At 74.2% G+C, this 15424-nt stretch carries 16 protein-coding genes; 6 read left to right on the top strand and 10 right to left on the bottom strand.

Annotated features, from left to right (window positions below; translation table 11 throughout):
* Positions 1–37 precede the first annotated feature (37 nt).
* Positions 38–1852 carry an ABC transporter ATP-binding protein gene (locus SLAV_RS07235; protein WP_051840125.1) on the top strand — a complete coding sequence of 605 codons (1815 nt, stop codon included), beginning with the start codon at positions 38–40 and terminating at the stop codon, positions 1850–1852.
* 1 nt (position 1853) lies between these two features.
* Here the strand turns inward: SLAV_RS07235 and dacB are convergent, their stop codons facing one another.
* The 6 genes from dacB to SLAV_RS07195 form a co-directional block, all read right to left on the bottom strand.
* Complete coding sequence (gene dacB / locus SLAV_RS07230) at positions 1854–3455, bottom strand: D-alanyl-D-alanine carboxypeptidase/D-alanyl-D-alanine endopeptidase (RefSeq protein WP_234333344.1); 1602 nt, start codon at positions 3453–3455, stop codon at positions 1854–1856.
* A gap of 131 nt (positions 3456–3586) precedes the next feature.
* Entirely contained in the window at positions 3587–4222 is a 636-nt protein-coding gene (locus SLAV_RS07225; protein WP_030224636.1) for a DUF305 domain-containing protein, read from the bottom strand.
* A 63-nt stretch (positions 4223–4285) separates the two neighbouring features.
* Entirely contained in the window at positions 4286–4705 is a 420-nt protein-coding gene (locus SLAV_RS07220; protein ID WP_030224635.1) for a DUF6153 family protein, read from the bottom strand.
* 107 nt (positions 4706–4812) lie between these two features.
* Complete coding sequence (locus tag SLAV_RS07215) at positions 4813–5592, bottom strand: class I SAM-dependent methyltransferase (protein ID WP_030224632.1); 780 nt, start codon at positions 5590–5592, stop codon at positions 4813–4815.
* A gap of 161 nt (positions 5593–5753) precedes the next feature.
* Positions 5754–6881 (bottom strand): NUDIX domain-containing protein, encoded by a 1128-nt coding sequence (locus SLAV_RS43080; protein WP_158740426.1) that lies wholly within the window; start codon positions 6879–6881, stop codon positions 5754–5756.
* 139 nt (positions 6882–7020) lie between these two features.
* On the bottom strand, positions 7021–7644 hold the full coding sequence (locus SLAV_RS07195) for a LysE/ArgO family amino acid transporter (RefSeq protein ID WP_030224628.1): 624 nt from the start codon (positions 7642–7644) through the stop codon (positions 7021–7023).
* A gap of 69 nt (positions 7645–7713) precedes the next feature.
* On the opposite strand from SLAV_RS07195, the gene SLAV_RS07190 reads away from it, so the two are divergent.
* The 3 genes from SLAV_RS07190 to SLAV_RS07180 all read left to right on the top strand — a co-directional run bounded on the left by SLAV_RS07190 (position 7714) and on the right by SLAV_RS07180 (position 10339).
* Entirely contained in the window at positions 7714–8619 is a 906-nt protein-coding gene (locus tag SLAV_RS07190; RefSeq protein ID WP_030224626.1) for a LysR family transcriptional regulator ArgP, read from the top strand.
* Positions 8620–8685: 66 nt separating this feature from the next.
* Positions 8686–9768, top strand: a complete 1083-nt coding sequence (corA, locus tag SLAV_RS07185) for a magnesium/cobalt transporter CorA (protein WP_030224624.1) — start codon at positions 8686–8688, stop codon at positions 9766–9768.
* A gap of 142 nt (positions 9769–9910) precedes the next feature.
* Complete coding sequence (locus SLAV_RS07180) at positions 9911–10339, top strand: VOC family protein (protein WP_030224622.1); 429 nt, start codon at positions 9911–9913, stop codon at positions 10337–10339.
* 15 nt (positions 10340–10354) lie between these two features.
* On the opposite strand, the gene SLAV_RS42275 is transcribed toward SLAV_RS07180, so the two are convergent.
* From SLAV_RS42275 to SLAV_RS07160, 3 genes are all read right to left on the bottom strand, one after another.
* Positions 10355–11494, bottom strand: coding sequence for a methyltransferase domain-containing protein (locus SLAV_RS42275; RefSeq protein WP_234333342.1), 1140 nt, complete (start codon positions 11492–11494; stop codon positions 10355–10357).
* A 169-nt stretch (positions 11495–11663) separates the two neighbouring features.
* The gene (locus SLAV_RS07165) at positions 11664–12383 is read right to left on the bottom strand and encodes an anti-sigma factor (RefSeq protein WP_030224618.1); all 720 of its coding nucleotides are present in this window, start codon (positions 12381–12383) and stop codon (positions 11664–11666) included.
* Complete coding sequence (locus tag SLAV_RS07160; RefSeq protein ID WP_051840122.1) at positions 12380–12967, bottom strand: sigma-70 family RNA polymerase sigma factor; 588 nt, start codon at positions 12965–12967, stop codon at positions 12380–12382. Before SLAV_RS07160 ends, SLAV_RS07165 begins: the two co-directional genes overlap by 4 nt.
* A 246-nt stretch (positions 12968–13213) precedes the next feature.
* Between SLAV_RS07160 and SLAV_RS07155 the strand changes: the two genes are divergently transcribed.
* Together SLAV_RS07155 and SLAV_RS07150 are read left to right on the top strand one after the other, a co-directional pair.
* The gene (locus SLAV_RS07155) at positions 13214–14035 is read left to right on the top strand and encodes a chitosanase (protein ID WP_030224611.1); all 822 of its coding nucleotides are present in this window, start codon (positions 13214–13216) and stop codon (positions 14033–14035) included.
* A 151-nt stretch (positions 14036–14186) separates the two neighbouring features.
* A complete protein-coding gene (locus tag SLAV_RS07150; RefSeq protein ID WP_078950046.1) occupies positions 14187–14999 on the top strand; it encodes a GNAT family N-acetyltransferase in 813 nt (270 codons plus the stop codon).
* 30 nt (positions 15000–15029) lie between these two features.
* Here the strand turns inward: SLAV_RS07150 and SLAV_RS07145 are convergent, their stop codons facing one another.
* Complete coding sequence (locus tag SLAV_RS07145) at positions 15030–15422, bottom strand: RidA family protein (RefSeq protein WP_030224609.1); 393 nt, start codon at positions 15420–15422, stop codon at positions 15030–15032.
* Positions 15423–15424 lie beyond the last annotated feature (2 nt).

Raw genomic sequence — 15424 nt, 5'->3', positions numbered from 1 at the left:
TGACGCTGCCTCGCCCCCATGAGGACGCAGGGTTGTGATGGGAACCGCTGAATCGTCCGAACGTCCGACCGGCAGGGGTCCGGTACTCCTCGCACTCCGCTACTACGGCCGCGAACTGGCCCGGCTCCGCCGCCTGGCGGGGCCGGCGATGCTGCTTCCGGCGCTGGGCAACATCGGCATCAACTACATCGCTCCGCTGGTCGTCGCCAAGCTCGTCGGCCGCATCGCCGCGGGCGCCGGAGCGGGCGTCGGGCCGGCGCTGCCCTACGTGCTCGGCTTCGCCGGCGTCCTGTTGCTCTCCGAGGGGCTGTGGCGCCTCGGGCTGCACTTCCTGAACCGCCTCGACGCCCTCGGGATCGAACATCTCTACGTGATCGGCATGGACGAACTGTTCGCCAAGGACGCTGCGTTCTTCCACGACAACTTCGCCGGATCGCTGACCAAACGGGTCCTGAGCTTCGCGTCCCGCTTCGAGGAGTTCGTCGACACGCTGGCGTTCTCCGTCCTGGGCAGGCTCGTACCGCTGCTGTTCGGGTCGGTGGTGCTGTGGAGGTACGAACCGCTTCTGGTGGTGGGGCTGTTGACGCTCATCTGTGTGACGGCGGTGTGCGTGCTGCCGCTGATCCGGCGCCGCCAGGCACTGGTCGCCCAGCGCGAGGAGGCGATCGCCCACGTCTCGGGCCACGTCGCCGACAGCCTGATGAACATGGACACCGTGCGGGCGTTCGCCGCCGAGGAACGCGAAGCCGCCGAGCACCGCTCGCGCGTCGCGCGCTCGCGCCGGTTCATGCTGCGGTCGTGGGACTACGGCAACCTGCGCATCGACACGCTCGTCGCGCCGATGTCCGTACTGACCAACGCGCTCGGCCTGCTGCTCGCCGTCGCGCTGGGCGGCGGGGCGCACGGCGTGGAGGCGGTGGTCGTCGCCTTCACCTACTTCGCCAACGCCACCCGCATCATGTTCGAGTTCAACCAGATCTACCGCCGGCTGGAGAGCTCTATGACGGAGGCCGCGCAGTTCACCACGCTGCTGCTGACCCCGCCCACCGTGGTCGACCCGCTCTCGCCGGAGCCGCTGTGCTTCCGGGACGGCGACGTCCGGTTCGAGGGGGTGGCCTTCGCCCACGGCGGCGGGGAACCGCTCTTCGAGCACCTCGACCTGGACGTGCCCAGCGGGACGAAGCTCGGCCTCGTCGGACGGTCCGGCGGGGGCAAGACCACACTGACCCGGCTGTTGCTGCGGATGACCGACGTCGACGCCGGCCGGATCACGATCGGGGGACAGGACATCAGCCGACTGCGCCAGGCCGACCTGCGCGGGCTGATCGCCTACGTCCCGCAGGACCCGGCGATGTTCCACCGCACGCTGCGCGACAACATCGCCTTCGCCCGGCCCGACGCCACCGACGCCGAAGTACGGCGCGCGGCCGAGGCGGCGCACGTCACGGAGTTCGCCGACGCCCTGCCGGACGGTTTCGCCACCATGGTCGGCGAGCGCGGCGTCAAGCTCTCCGGCGGGCAGCGCCAGCGGGTCGCCCTCGCGCGGGCGATCCTGCGCGACGCGCCGATCCTGCTGCTCGACGAGGCGACCAGCGCCCTGGACTCCGAGAGCGAGCTCCTCGTCCAGGAGGCGCTGTGGCGGCTCATGGAGGGGCGGACGGCGCTCGTGGTCGCCCACCGGCTGAGCACCGTGGCCACCATGGACCGGCTCGTGGTCCTGGACCGGGGAAGGATCGTCGAACAGGGCACGCACCAGGAGCTGCTCGCCGCCGAGGGCGCGTACGCGAAGCTGTGGCAGCACCAGTCGGGCGGCTTCCTCGACGAGTCCCCGGCCCGCTCGCAGTCGCGCTGAATCAGCCTTCCTGGAGGTAGGCGGCGATCATGGCAAGGTCGTTGGCGATGGACAGGACCTCCGTGGGGTCGGCCGTCGGGGTGGAGGCGCCGTTGACGCCCGCGTAGAAGGTGTCGTAGCGGCCGCCGCCCTTGTCCAGGTATCCCGCGATCGTGATCGCCCCGACCGCGAGGCGGTCGTTGAGCGCGTCCAGGCCGACGGCCGCCCCGGTCTTCGCGAAGACCTTGCCGCGGGCCGGGCAGTCCCGGCAGTTCTCCGCCAGCAGCCCGTCGACGCCCAGGACGGGCAGGGCCTCCCGGAAGCGTGCGGCCTCGGGCGTGCGCTGCCAGTACGTCAGCATCTGCACCAGCGCCTGCGGAGTGGCACGGTCCGCGGGGTTGCCGCCCCGGCCGTCCAGCAGTTCCGCCTGCTCGCGGTCGACCCCCGCCCGGTCCAGGAAACCGGCCAGCACCGGGAAGCCGGCCATGCACTGCCGGCTGCCGGTGGTGACGGCCAGCAGGCACATGTCGAGGTTGGCGCCCAGGTTGTGGCTGACCTTGAGGATGAGCGTGGCGTACTGGACGAACGGCGGGGAGGTGTACGCGGCCACGCGCGGCCGGCCCCGGTAGTCCCGCGGCAGCCGGCCGGCCGGGTTGGGGCCCGTCGGGGGCGCGCTGACGCTGACCCCGGACCGTGCCAGCGCCTCGATCAGGGCGGTGCGGCCGAAGGCCGCCGGATCGGTCACCGGGGCCGTGCGCAGCAGCGGCCGCGCGTCCGCGGCGATCGTGCCGGAGAGCCGGATCCGGGTGCCGCCGCCGGTGGCCGTCACCGTCACGGCGGTGGGGCGGCCCGCCGCCACGGTCCTGACCGTCGAGGTGACCTCGTACGGGGCGACCTTCGGCCGCCAGTCCAGGCGGGCGGCGGCGCCGGGACGGTCCCCGGGGGTGGTGAGCAGGTCGATCAGGTTGTCGTTGATGATCAGCGGGGTCGGGGTGGGATCGAAGACCGGCTCCGGGAGGAAGAGCCGGTCGTCGACGATCACGTCGCCGTCGACGCGGGTGATTCCGGCGGCGCGCACCTGGCGGGCGATCAGGTCGATTCCGGCGAGGGGGTTCTCCGGGGTGAGGGTGGCGCCCGGGAAGTCGTTGGCGTAGGTGTGGTCGAGGTCGGTGTAGGCGACCGTGCCGTCGGGGCGGGTCCGGCCGCCCATCGTGAGGTCGCCCTGCGCGACCAGGTCCAGATCGCCGGTCAGCGTGGAGCCGTGGCGCTCGCCGACCGCGTGGAGCGGGGTCACGAAGCGGTGGTCGGCGCCCAGCGTCCGCCAGGTTCCGGACACGCCGAACAGCTTGGCCGTCGACCCGGGGATGAAGAACGTCCGGGGCGACAGGCTGTGCACCACCCGGCCGCCGGCGGGGTCGGTCTCCAGGAGGCCCCACTGGGCGTTGCGGTACTCCGGCTTGTGCATGATCGCCGTGATCCGTGGGTCGAGCCCGCCGGTCCCGTCGGCGGACGGAGAGGACGGCGACCCGGTGGCCGGGCCCGAGGTGAGGGCCACGAGCAGCAGCGCCGCGCAACCGGCGGCGGCGCGGCGCCCGGGGGATCCGGTGTTCGCTCCTCGCACCACAGCGCGCCCCCGTTCCTCGCGACGGTCGCCTGCCCGGGTCTGTGACCAGCGTGGCACGGCCCCGCACGGGCCGCACATCACCCCGGGCCGCGGCGCGCGGGGCGCCGCGGCCCGGGGGTGCGGGGGTGGGGTCAGCCCTTGCCGAGGAGGGAGTTCATACGGGTGATCTCGGCGCTCTGGGAGCTGATGATCGCGGCGGCCATGTCCTTCGCCGGCCCGTACGCGCCGGCGGACTGCTCGGTGCGGGCCATGGCCACGGCGCCTTCGTGGTGCTTGATCATCATCCGCAGGAAGGCCCGGTCGAATTCCTCTCCGGAGGCCTTGGTCAGTTCGTCCATCTCGCCGCCCGTCATCATCCCGGACATGGCGTGTCCGCTGTGACCGGCGTCGGCGGCGGGGACCTGCTGCCCCCAGGAGGTCAGCCAGCCCGAGAGGGTCTTGATCTCCGGGTCCTGCGCCTTCCTGATCTCCTCGGCGAGCGCCTTGACCTCGGGCGATCCGGCGCGGGTCGCGGCCAGGCCGGCCATCTCGACCGCCTGGCGGTGGTGGGGGACCATGCCCTGGGCGAAGGCGGTGTCGGCGGCGTTGTTCCCGCCCTGGCCGGGCGTGGCGGACGCCGGGGAGCCGGCGGCGTGGCCGTCGTGCGTGGGCGCGCCCGCGGCGGAGCCCTTCGCGGAGTCGGTGCCGCAGGCGGCGAGGACGAGGGCGGCAGCCGCCGCCGCGACCACGGCGGCGGTGCGGCGGACGAGGGAACGCTGGGTGCTCATGATGGTGCTGCTCCTGTGCTGGGGTGTGAGGACTGGCTCGGCGGCACGGGTGCCGGAGCCGTCTCATATGCGCAGGAGCTGCAGTTCGCTGAGGGAGGGAGGGGCGCGACCCCGGACCGCTGACCCGGGCGCGGTCCCGTGTGCGGCCGCTGCCACGGCGGGGAGGGTTCCGGGGGCCGCCGCCGGGGCGGGCAGGACCGGGGCGCCGGCCGTGCCGGGCGCCGCGCAGGTCGGGTCGGCGTGCAGGCCGTGCCCGTCGGAGCCGCCGTCGTCGGGGCACGCGCAGGGGCCGGCCGGGTCGCGGTCCCCGGCCGTGTGGTGGGCGGCCGGTGCCGCCGCGGGCATGGTGTGCCCGGAGGCGGGCTTCAGCGGCCCGGGGCCCAGGCCGTGCATGGCGACGATCCCGGTGAGCAGGGCGAACAGCAGGAACAGGCGCGCGGGCGGCCCGTGCCGCCCGTCCCGTCGCCCCGCCCGTGTGCTCATGCCCGCATCGTAGGGGACCGGCGGGAGATACTCCAAAGGGGTAGGGGGTATGTGGGCGAAGGGCTTCGGGCGTCGAGTGCTGGGTGTCGGGCGTCGGGGGTCCGGGGTCAGGCCGGTGTGGCGCGGATGAGGACCAGGGAGCCCTCGTAGGCCGGGAGGCGGCGCAGGTGGCCGTGGCGCTCGTCCCAGGCCCCGGAGTCCAGATCGCGGCGCAGGGATTCGGTGAACCGCCGGCGCCCCCCGTCGTCGACGAAGCTCCACGCCGAACAGGCCTGGCGGGCGGCCGGGTCGAGGAGCATCTCGGGGCGGCCGTAGTAGGCCTCGTTGAAACCGTCGGTGCAGTCCAGCGGAATGGGGACGGTCTCCACGGTTCCGGTGCCGCCGAGGGCGTCGGCCATGTCCTCGATCGGCGGGTAGCGGCGCGCCTCGGTCTCCAGCACCTCGGGCGCGTAGGAGTGCAGCCAGAAGTCGCGCACCAGCTTCGGGTCGCAGGTCAGGATGACCACCGGGCCGCGCGTCACGCGCCGCACCTCGCGCAGGCCGGCCTTCACGTCGGTCCACTGGTGCACGCTGAAGAGGGGCATGGCGCCTTCGAACTCCCCGTCCGCGAACGGCAGGTCCTCCGCCACGGCGTCGACCGCCCGGGGCAGTCCGGCCGGACGCCGGGCGCGCATCGCGCGGGAGGGTTCCACGGCGGTGACCGCGCGGGCGGCTCCCTCGTACGATCCGGAACCGGCGCCCACGTTGATCACCGTACGGGCGTCGCCCAGTGCCTCGGCGATGCGTCGGGCGATCCGGGGGTCCGGGCGCCGGTGGTCCGCGTAGCCGCTGCCGATGCGGCCGTAGTCGACGTCTCCGGCGCTGCCGTCCGCGCGGCGCTCGTTCATGGGGTCCACCTCGCTCGGTGCAGGAGTCGGAGGAGCGGCGCGTCGCCGGTCCGCCCTGCCTGCCCCTATCGTGCATCTGCCATGTCAACTTCGGCAATGGCCTGTCAACTGCTCGGCTGGAGAGCCGAACAGGGTCGTATTTGGTTGGGCTGATTTCCGGCTCAGAGTGACGTGGTGTGGCCCTTGGGCGCCTTCGGCGGCTTGGGCGGCTTCGGGCCGAGGGGGCGCCCCTCGTGGAGTTCCAGCGGTCCGGCGCCCCGGGCCTTGGCCTTCAGGCAGTTCTTGATCTGACGGCGCAGCAGCGGCTTGACCAGGCCGCGCAGTTCGTCGCGGGGTGCGGTGCGCCAGCGCAGCAGTTCGGACGGCTGCAGGCGGATCCGGGCGAGGGTGTCCGGGTCGAGGACGCCGCCGTCGTAGAGGAAGCGGATCCGGGCCGGGAAGCCGGGCCGGTGGGACCAGTTGACGGCGAGGAGGCGGCCCGGTTCCAGGTCCAGGCCGATCTCCTCGCGGACCTCGCGGGCGGCCGCGGCCCGGGGGGTCTCGCCGAGGTCGCTGTCCACGCCGCCCCCGGGCAGCAGCCAGCGGCCCGGTTCGCCGTAGCCGGGCTGTACGAGCAGGACCGCCCCGGCCCGATCGGTGAACAGCACGTTCGCGGCGGTGACCGCCTTGGGCCGGGCGGCGCGGTGGCCGGCCTCGTCGTAGCCGCCCGCGTGTTCCAGGGCGGCGCGGACGGCCGGGTCGAGGCCGGCGGGGGAGCCGGGCTGGGGGACGCCGTCGGCCAGGTGCGCCAGCGAGCCCGAGCGCAGCGCGGCCACGGCGGCCCGCAGCCGGGGCGCGATCCGGTCGGGGAGCCGCTCGGCGGCCTCCTCCGGGGCGAGCCAGTGGGCCTCGGTGATCTCCCCGTCGGGGAAGGAGATCCCCGCGATCCGGGCCGGGTCGAGCGGCCCGACCAGGTGGACGTGGACCACGAGCGAGCGGCCGAGCGCGCCGGGCGGGCAGGAGTCCACCGCGAGCAGCCGGCCGACCGGGACGGACAGGTCGAGCTCCTCCTTCAGCTCGCGGGCGAGCCCCTCCTCCGGGGTCTCGGTGTCCTCCACCGTGCCGCCGGGCAGCTCCAGGCCGTCCTTGTAGGAGGTGGCCAGGACCAGGACCCGGCCGTGGAGGTCCAGCACGACCCCGGTCGCGGCGACGAGGGGGCCCGCCAGGCCGGCGTAGTGCGCGCGCACCGTCTCGGACGAAGAGGAGGCGGACGGCGTGGCGGGGTCCTGGGGCGGGCGGCGGTCGGGCACGGCGGCGGCTCCTGGAGGCTGCGGCGGGCCGGGCGGGGATGCGCGGCCGTCAGGCATCAGTACCACGGCCGCCGGACCGGCCGGGCGGCCCGGCCCCGGTCAGGCGGCCCCGCCCCCGGTCAGGCGGCCCGGCCCCCGGTCAGGCCCGGGCCAGCAGCATGCCGCCCATCGTCACCATGGTGGCGGCCACCAGCCCGTCCAGCACCCGCCAGGCCCCCGGACGCGCGAGCAGCCCGCTCAGCAGCCGGGCGCCGTAGCCCAGCGCGCCGAACCAGATCAGGCTGGCCAGCGCCGCCCCGGTGCCGAAGGCCCAGCGCAGGTCGCCCCGGTCCGCGGCCAGCGACCCGACCAGCAGCACGGTGTCCAGGTAGACGTGCGGGTTGAGCCAGGTCATCGCCAGGCAGGTCAGCACCGCCGCACGGGCGGAGCCGGCGGGGGCGCCCCCGGTACCGAGGGCCGCGCCCGGGGCGGGGCGCAGCACCCGGCGCGCCGCGAGGATCCCGTAGCAGACGAGGAAGGTGCCCCCGGCGATCGCGACGGCGGTCAGGGCGGCCGGCCAGGCGGTGACGAACGCGCCGACCCCGGCCACGCCGAGGGTGATGAGCAGCGCGTCGGAGACGGCGCAGATGGCGACCACCGCGAGCACGGCGTGCCGGCGCGCGCCCTGGCGCAGGACGAAGGCGTTCTGGGCGCCGATGGCGACGATGAGGGAAAGGCCGGTGCCGAAACCGGCCAGGGCCGCTGTGGTGATGCCGTTGTTCATGGAACCGACCGTAGGCACGGCGTGTGGCTGAGTACAGCTAAAGATTTTTACGTACCATTAGCGCCCATGATGGACGAGCTCCCCCTCGAACAGGTGCGGACCCTGCTCGCGGTCGTCGACGAGGGAACCTTCGACGCCGCGGCCTCCGCCCTGCACGTGACCCCCTCCGCCGTCAGCCAGCGGGTGAAGTCACTGGAGCAGCGCACGGGGCGGGTGCTGCTGATGCGGACCAAGCCGGTGCGGCCGACCGAGTCGGGCGAGGTGGTGATCCGCTTCGCCCGGCAGCTGGCCCGTCTGGAGCGCGACGCGCGGGCCGAGCTGGGGATGGGAGCCGCCGACGGACTCGGCCCGGTGCGGCTGCCGATGGCGGTGAACGCGGACTCGCTCGCCACCTGGTTCCTGCCCGCGCTCACCCGGGTGCCGCAGGACCCGCCGGTCTGCTTCGAGCTGTACCGCGAGGACGAGGGCCACACGACGGCGCTGCTGCGGGAGGGCCAGGTGATGGCGGCCGTCACCTCCTCGCCGGACCCGGTCGCGGGCTGCACGGTGCGCGCGCTCGGCCTGGTGCGCTACCTGGCGGTGGCCAGCCCCGGCTTCGCCGCCCGCCACCTGACGGGGGCACCGGCACGGGACCTGTGCGAGGCCCCGCTGATCGTGTTCGACCGGCGGGACGAGCTCCAGGACGCCTTCGTACGGGGGCTCACCGACGGCGCCTCGGGCGCCTCCCGGGCCCGGCACCACGTGCCGACCTCGGAGGGCTTCCGCGACGCGGTGGCCGCCGGACTCGGGTGGGGGCTGGTGCCCCAGACGCAGGCGGATCCCCTGATCCGCTCCGGGCGGCTGCTGGAACTGGCCCCCGAGCGCCCGCTGGACGTACCCCTGTACTGGCAGCAGTGGAAGCTCGACTCGCCCGCGCTGGCCCTCGTCGCGCGGGTGGTCGCCGAGAGCGCGCAGGAGTCACTGAGGCCGGTGTAGCGGGCGCGGGGCGGGGGCGGTGGCAGACTGTCCGCTGATCCGCCGAAGGGGAGTACGTCCTTGTCCATGTTCAGCAACCTGCGCCGGGCCGTTCGACGCGGCTACCGGCGGGCCGTCGACCTCAGCCACCCCGCCCGCTCCCCGCTCGGCAGCGCCGTCGTCAACTGCCTCGTCTACCGCGACGGCGTCCGGCAGGAGGACTGCGCCGAGGTGGAGGAGGCGCTGCGCCGGGTCCGCAAGACGGGCGACGGCTTCGTCTGGATCGGCCTGCACGAGCCCTCCCAGGAGGAGCTCGCCGGACTCGCGCAACTGTTCGGGCTGCACCCGCTCGCCGTCGAGGACGCCGTCAACGCCCACCAGCGTCCCAAGGTGGAGCGCTACGACGACACCCTCTTCGCCGTCTTCAAGACCGTGCGCTACGTCGAGCACGAGGAGCTGACGGCGACCAGCGAGGTCGTCGAGACCGGCGAGCTGATGGCCTTCGTCGGCGAGGACTTCGTGATCACCATCCGGCACGGCGGCCGCGGCACCCTCGGCCCCGTCCGGGAAGCGCTGGAGGCGGAGCCCGGGCAGCTGGCCAAGGGGCCGGCGGCGGTGCTGCACGCCATCGCGGACCACGTCGTCGACGACTACGTGGCCGTCACCGACGCCGTGCAGAGCGACATGGACGCGGTCGAGACGGCCGTGTTCAGCGAGCACGGCGGGCGCGGCGACGCGGGCCGGATCTACCAGCTCAAGCGCGAACTCCTCGAACTGCGCAGGGCGGTGTCGCCGCTCGGCCGGCCGCTCCAGCACCTCGCCACGGAGCCGATACCGGTCATCCCGGCCGAGGCCCGCGCCTACTTCCGCGACGTGTCCGACCACCTGATCCGCGCCACCGAGCAGATCAACGCCTACGACGGCCTGCTCGACTCCGTCCTCCAGGCACACCTCGCGCAGGTGACGGTCGCCCAGAACGAGGACATGCGCAAGATCACCGCCTGGGCGGCGATCGTCGCCGTCCCGACCATGGTCTGCGGGGTCTACGGCATGAACTTCGACAACATGCCCGAACTCCACTGGACCTACGGCTACCCGATCGTGGTCGCCGTGATGGCGGCCGCCTGCTTCGTCATCCACCGCGGCTTCCGGCGCAACGGCTGGCTCTGACCGAGAGGTGGAACTCCCGTGCGGCCGGGCCGGGCGGTGCGCAGGGTCCGGCGGACCGCGGCGATGTCCCGGAGCCGCTGTCACAGGCGTGTCCTAGCCTCGGAGGCGAACGGCCCACACCATCACGCGGAAGGCGGGCACGATGGCCTCGCTGCCACAGAAGATCACCACGTTCCTGATGTTCGAGGGCAGGGCGGAAGAGGCGATGAACCTCTACACCTCGCTGTTCGAGGACTCCGGGATCATCGACGTCGTCCGCTACGGGCCCGAGGGGCCCGGCGAGGAGGGCACGGTGGTGAAGGCCACCTTCTCGCTCGCCGGCCAGCGCCTCATGTGCATCGACAGCCACGTCAAGCACGACTTCGGCTTCACCCCGGCCGTGTCGCTGTTCGTGGAGTGCGAGAGCGTCGCCGAGATCGACCGCCTCTACGGGGCCCTCGCCGAAGGGGGCGAGGAGCTGATGCCCCTGGACTCCTACGGCTTCAGCCCCCGGTTCGGCTGGCTCAACGACCGCTTCGGCGTCTCCTGGCAGCTGAACCTGCCCGCGGATCCGGCGGAGCCGGCTGCCTGATCGGGGGCGCCGGGCTCACGGGCGCCGGGCCCGGGCCAGGAAGTGGTCCGGGGCGTCCTCGTACTCCGCGAGGTGCCAGCCCGTCGCCTCCAGGGCCGGGCGGAGGCTGGGCTCGGCCAGGGGGTCGTCGGGGCTGAGCGGACGGCCGTGGCGGGCGGCGCGTTCGGCCCGGCCCGAGGGGTGGAACAGCAGCAGCTCCCCGCCGGGCGCGCAGACCCGGGCCCACTCGGCGAGCGCGGTGCGCGGCTTCGGCAGATGGTCCAGCAGGCCGGCGGCGAAGATGCCGTGCACCGTCCCGGCGGCCAGCGGGAGCCGCGCGCAGTCGGCGACCAGCAGCAGCCGCCCCGGGCCGGTCCGGCCCTCGCGGGCGGCGGCCGTGAGCATGGCGGGCGTGAGGTCCACGCCGAGCACCGTGCCCGAGGCGCCGACCAGCCTCCGCAGCGCGGGCAGCGCACGGCCGCTGCCGCAGCCGAGGTCGACCGCGGTCCCGCCCTCCGTGAGGCCCATCCGGGACACGGCCGCCTCGTAGGCCGGGGTCTGGTAGGCGAACCGCTCCTCCCAGGCGTCGGCGCGCGGGGTGAAGAAGGCCCGGGTGGCGGTGTGTTCGGCCCGCCCGGCCACCAGCGCCGCGAACCGGCCGAGCAGACCCCCGGCCCCGTCGCCCTCGGGCGGGGTCGTGAGCCCCCACGCACTGCCGCCGACCCGGAACGCCGGGGCCGGTACCGGGCGGCCGTCGCGGCCGTCGCGGCCGTCGCGGTCGTCGCGGTCGTCCCCGCCGCCGAGCAGCGGATCGGCGGCTTCCGGGGCCCGGGGGGCGGGCGGCGTCGATCCGCCGGCGGCGCGGGCCAGCAGGTCCGCCCCACCGCCGAGGGCCAGTACCGGCACCTCCGCGGCCAGCGCCTCCCGCAGCAGGGGGAGGGCCTCCGGGGTGTCCCCGGTCAGGACCAGGCCCTCGATGTCCTTGAGCCCGGCCGGCAGTGGATCCCCCGACCAGGGGTCGCAGCGCCGGATCTCCGGCCCGGACGCTCCGCCGGCGTCCAGGGCGGGGGCGAGCGGATCGGGGGCGGGCACGGGGGCGTGGCGGATCACGACGAGGGCCATCGGCGCCTCCTGGTGTCGGTACGGGCGGGCGGGAGCCTGGAGGGCTGGGTGCATGTAAGAGGTTATATGGCGGATAAGGCTCGCATGTACGCAAGGATGCCCGGAAGGAACCCGAATGTGCCAGAGCCACGCACGCCGCCCCGCCCCCGCCCCGTCCCGACCCGGCACCCGCCCCGCCCCGCCCCGTCCCGGCACCCGCCCCGCCGCCCGGCGGGGCCCGGGGTCAGTGGGGGAGGGGGACGAGGAGGAGCGGAGGGCCGGTCGGGGCGGGGGAGCCGCCCGTGGGTTCCAGGGTCAGGCCGACCGCCGTCGCGCGGCCGATGGGGGCCGTCAGGACGGAGGCGCCGTCGCCGCTCATGAGTCCCGCCGGCCGCATCGTGCCCCCGTCGGCCAGCCACAGCTGGTAGGTCCGCCCCTCCGGGGCCGTCGGCAGCCCGGAGCCGAGGAAGGCCGCCCGGTCCCGGGACGGTGAGGCCACCACCGTCGCCGTGGCACCGGACGCCGACCGCCTGATCACCGTACGGGCGTCCGGCGCGGCCAGTACCGCCGTCAGGTCCTGGAGCGCCTCGGCCGACTGCCGGGCCCGCTGGTGTTCCCACACCGCGGTCCCGCCGAGGGCCAGCACCCCGGTCAGGCAGGCCGCGAGCGCCAGCGGCAGGGCCCGTCGGCGCAGGGTGGCGATGCCCCGGCGGGCCGGCGGCAGCTGCCGGACCCCGTCGATGCGGCCCAGGACAGCCGCCCGCATCCCCGGTGGGGCGGGCAGTGCCACTCCCGCGCCGAGCCGGGCGGCCGTCGCCGCGAACTCCCTTACGTCCTGCGCGCATTGCGGGCACTGCTCCAAGTGCCGCTCGAACGCGTCCCGTTCGGCCCGGTCCAGCGCGTTCAGGGCGTAGGCCCCGGAGAGCGAGTGCAGCTGCTCGGTGCCGGTTCTCGTGCGGCTCATGCCGTGACCCCCATGCAGTCGCGCAGCCGGATCAGCCCGTCGCGCAGCCGTGTCTTGACCGTGGGCAGCGGGGTCTGGAGGGTCTCGGCGACCTCCCGGTACGTGAGCCCCCCGTAGTAGGCCAGGCTGACGGCCTGGCGCTGGAGTTCGGTCAGCCCGCGCACACAGCGGCGCACCTGTTCCCCCTCCAGCCGGATCTCCACCTGCTCGCTCACCTCGTCGTAGGGGCGGGCGTGTTCGCGCGCCGCCGTGTCCTGTTCGCGGGCGGTCGCGGCCTGGGCCGAACGGACCCGGTCCACCGCGCGCCGGTGCGCGATGGTCAGCACCCAGGTCATGACGGTGCCCTTGTCGGGGCGGTAGCGCGGAGCCTGGCGCCAGACCTCGATCAGGACCTCCTGGGTGACCTCCTCGGACTGCGCCCGGTCCCGCAGGACCTTGACGACGATCCCGTGGACGGGGCCCGCGATCACGTCGTAGAGCGCGGCGAAGGCGTCCTGGTCGCCGCGGGCGACGTGTTCCATGATCCCGGGGAGGTCGGGGGCGGACCGTTCCTGCGGTGTGCCGAAGGGGATCGGCCGCCTCACGCGGGCCCCCTCCGGCCGTGACCTGCGGGGCGGCGTCGCGTACGGGTCATGGCGGTCCTCCGGGACGGTGGCTGCGTCGGTCATGGAGGACTTCGGAGCCGCCGCCCGGGCGGATTGGTCTCCTCCGGACTTCTTCCGCGGGGGGTGTCGGCCACCCCGGATGTCTGGTAGGAAAGTTTCCTAATGAAGTCGAGGCAGGCTCAACCACCGTACGGAGGACCTGTGTTCACTCCCCGCCGCAAGACCATGACGATCGGCGCCCTGCTCGGCGCCGCGCTCCTCGCCGCCCCCGTCGCCGCGCACGCCACCGCCACCCCGGCGGCGGCCCCGGCCGCGGCCTCCCCCGCCGCGGCGGCGGCGACCGGGCTCGACGACCCGGCGAAGAAGGACATCGCCATGCAGATCGTCTCCAGCGCGGAGAACTCCTCGCTGGACTGGAAGGCGCAGTACAAGTACATCGAGGACATACGCGACGGGCGCGGCTACACCGCCGGCATCATCGGGTTCTGTTCCGGCACCGGCGACATGCTCGACCTCGTCGAGTACTACACGCAGGTCAAGCCGGGCAACGTGCTCGCCAAGTACCTGCCCGCCCTGCGCAAGGTCAACGGCGGCGACTCGCACGCCGGCCTCGACCCCAACTTCACCAAGGACTGGGCCAAGGCCGCCACCGACGCCGAGTTCAAGAAGGCGCAGGACCACGAGCGCGACCGCGTCTACTTCAACCCCGCCGTCGGCCAGGGCAAGAGCGACGGCGTCGGCACCCTCGGGCAGTTCATCTACTACGACGCCATAGTGATGCACGGCGACGGAAGCGACTCCACCAGCTTCCGCAACATCCGCAAGCGGGCCCTCACCAAGGCCAAGCCCCCGGCCCAGGGCGGCAACGAGACCACCTGGCTGAACGCCTTCCTCGACGCCCGCGTCTGGGCGATGAAGCAGGAGGAGGCACACAGCGACACCAGCCGCGTCGACACCGCGCAGCGGGTCTTCCTGAAGAAGGGCAACCTGAACCTCAACACCCCGCTCGACTGGAAGGTCTACGGGGACTCCTTCCACATCGGCTGAGCACCGCCCACCCGCCCGCGCCGCGGCCCGGGACGAGACCCCTCGGGGCGTCCCGGGCCCCGGCGCGGGACGCGGAGGGACGGCGCCCGGGCGGCGTCGATGAGCCGGAAATCGGAGGCGGGAGCGGGGAGCGGATGCCTAGGCTCGGCCCATGCCGACCGAGCCGACGCAGCACCCGCAGCAGCCGCATCCGCAGCCGATCGAACCGGGCACCGAACTTCCTCGGATCAATGCCTTCCTGACCGCCTTCGCCCGCCGCCAGGCGGCGCGGACCGTCGAGTTCCCGGGCGGGTTCGCCGCCCTCGACGACGCCTTCGCCCGCACCTGGTCCGCCAACCAGATCGTCGTCGAGCGGGCCGTCGACCCCGCGGCGCTGCCCGCACGGGCCGAGGAACTCCTGGGTCACCTGGAGCACCGGATGGTCTCCGTCTTCGACGAGGACACCGCGACGGCCTGCGGGCCGTGGCTGACGCGGGCCGGGTACACGCACTCGTCCTATCTCGTCATGCTCCACACCGATTCCGTCCCCGACGGCGCGCACGCCCGGGAGGTGGAACTCGACGCGCTGCGGGACCCGCTGACCCGGCGTTGGCGGGGCTTCCTGCCGGAGGCCGGGGAGGAGACCGTCCGGGCCCTCGTCGACCAGCGCGGCAGCCGCCGCCGGGGCGCCGAGCTCGTACGGTTCATCGGCTCCCGCACCCGCGAGGGCGAGATAGCCTCCTGGGCCGACCTCTACGCGGACCCGCGGACGGGCACGGCCCAGATCGAGGACCTGGTCACCGCCGAGGCCCACCTCGGCCGCGGGCACGCCGGAGCGGTCCTGGACGCGGCCCTGCGCCGGGCCGCCGACGCGGGATGCGGCATCCGCTTCCTGATCGCCGACACCCAGGACTGGCCGCGCACCTGGTACGCCAGGCGCGGTTTCACGTCCATAGGCCACACGCACGTCTTCGAACGGGTCTGAGCGGCCGGGCGGGATCCGGCACGGGGCGGCCTACGGGAGGACGGCGTCGACCTCGACCTCGACCAGCCAGGCGGGATCGATGAAACGGGACACCTCGACGAAGGTGGTGACGGGCCGGACGGAGGCGAACCGCTCCCCGTGCGCCCGCGCCGCCTCCCGCCACGTCGTGACGTCCGTGAGCATGATCCGCGTACGGACGACGTCGTCCAGCGAGGCCCCGGCGGCCTCCAGCGCCCGTTCGGCGATGTCCAGGCAGCGCACGGTCTGGGCGTGGACGTCACCCGGTCCGACGGTGGCGCCGTCGTCCCCGATGGGGGCGGTGCCGGCGACCGCCACGTAGGGGCCGACGCGGACGGCCCGGGAGAAGCCGATCTCGGGCTCCAGGGGCGAGCCCGAACCGATGAGGTGTCGTGTGCCGTTCATGA

The organism is Streptomyces lavendulae subsp. lavendulae, assembly GCF_002803845.1.
GTDB lineage: Bacteria > Actinomycetota > Actinomycetes > Streptomycetales > Streptomycetaceae > Streptomyces > Streptomyces lavendulae.
The sequence above is the reverse complement of the archived record's forward strand: the minus strand, read 5'-3'. Positions and strand labels throughout refer to the sequence as shown.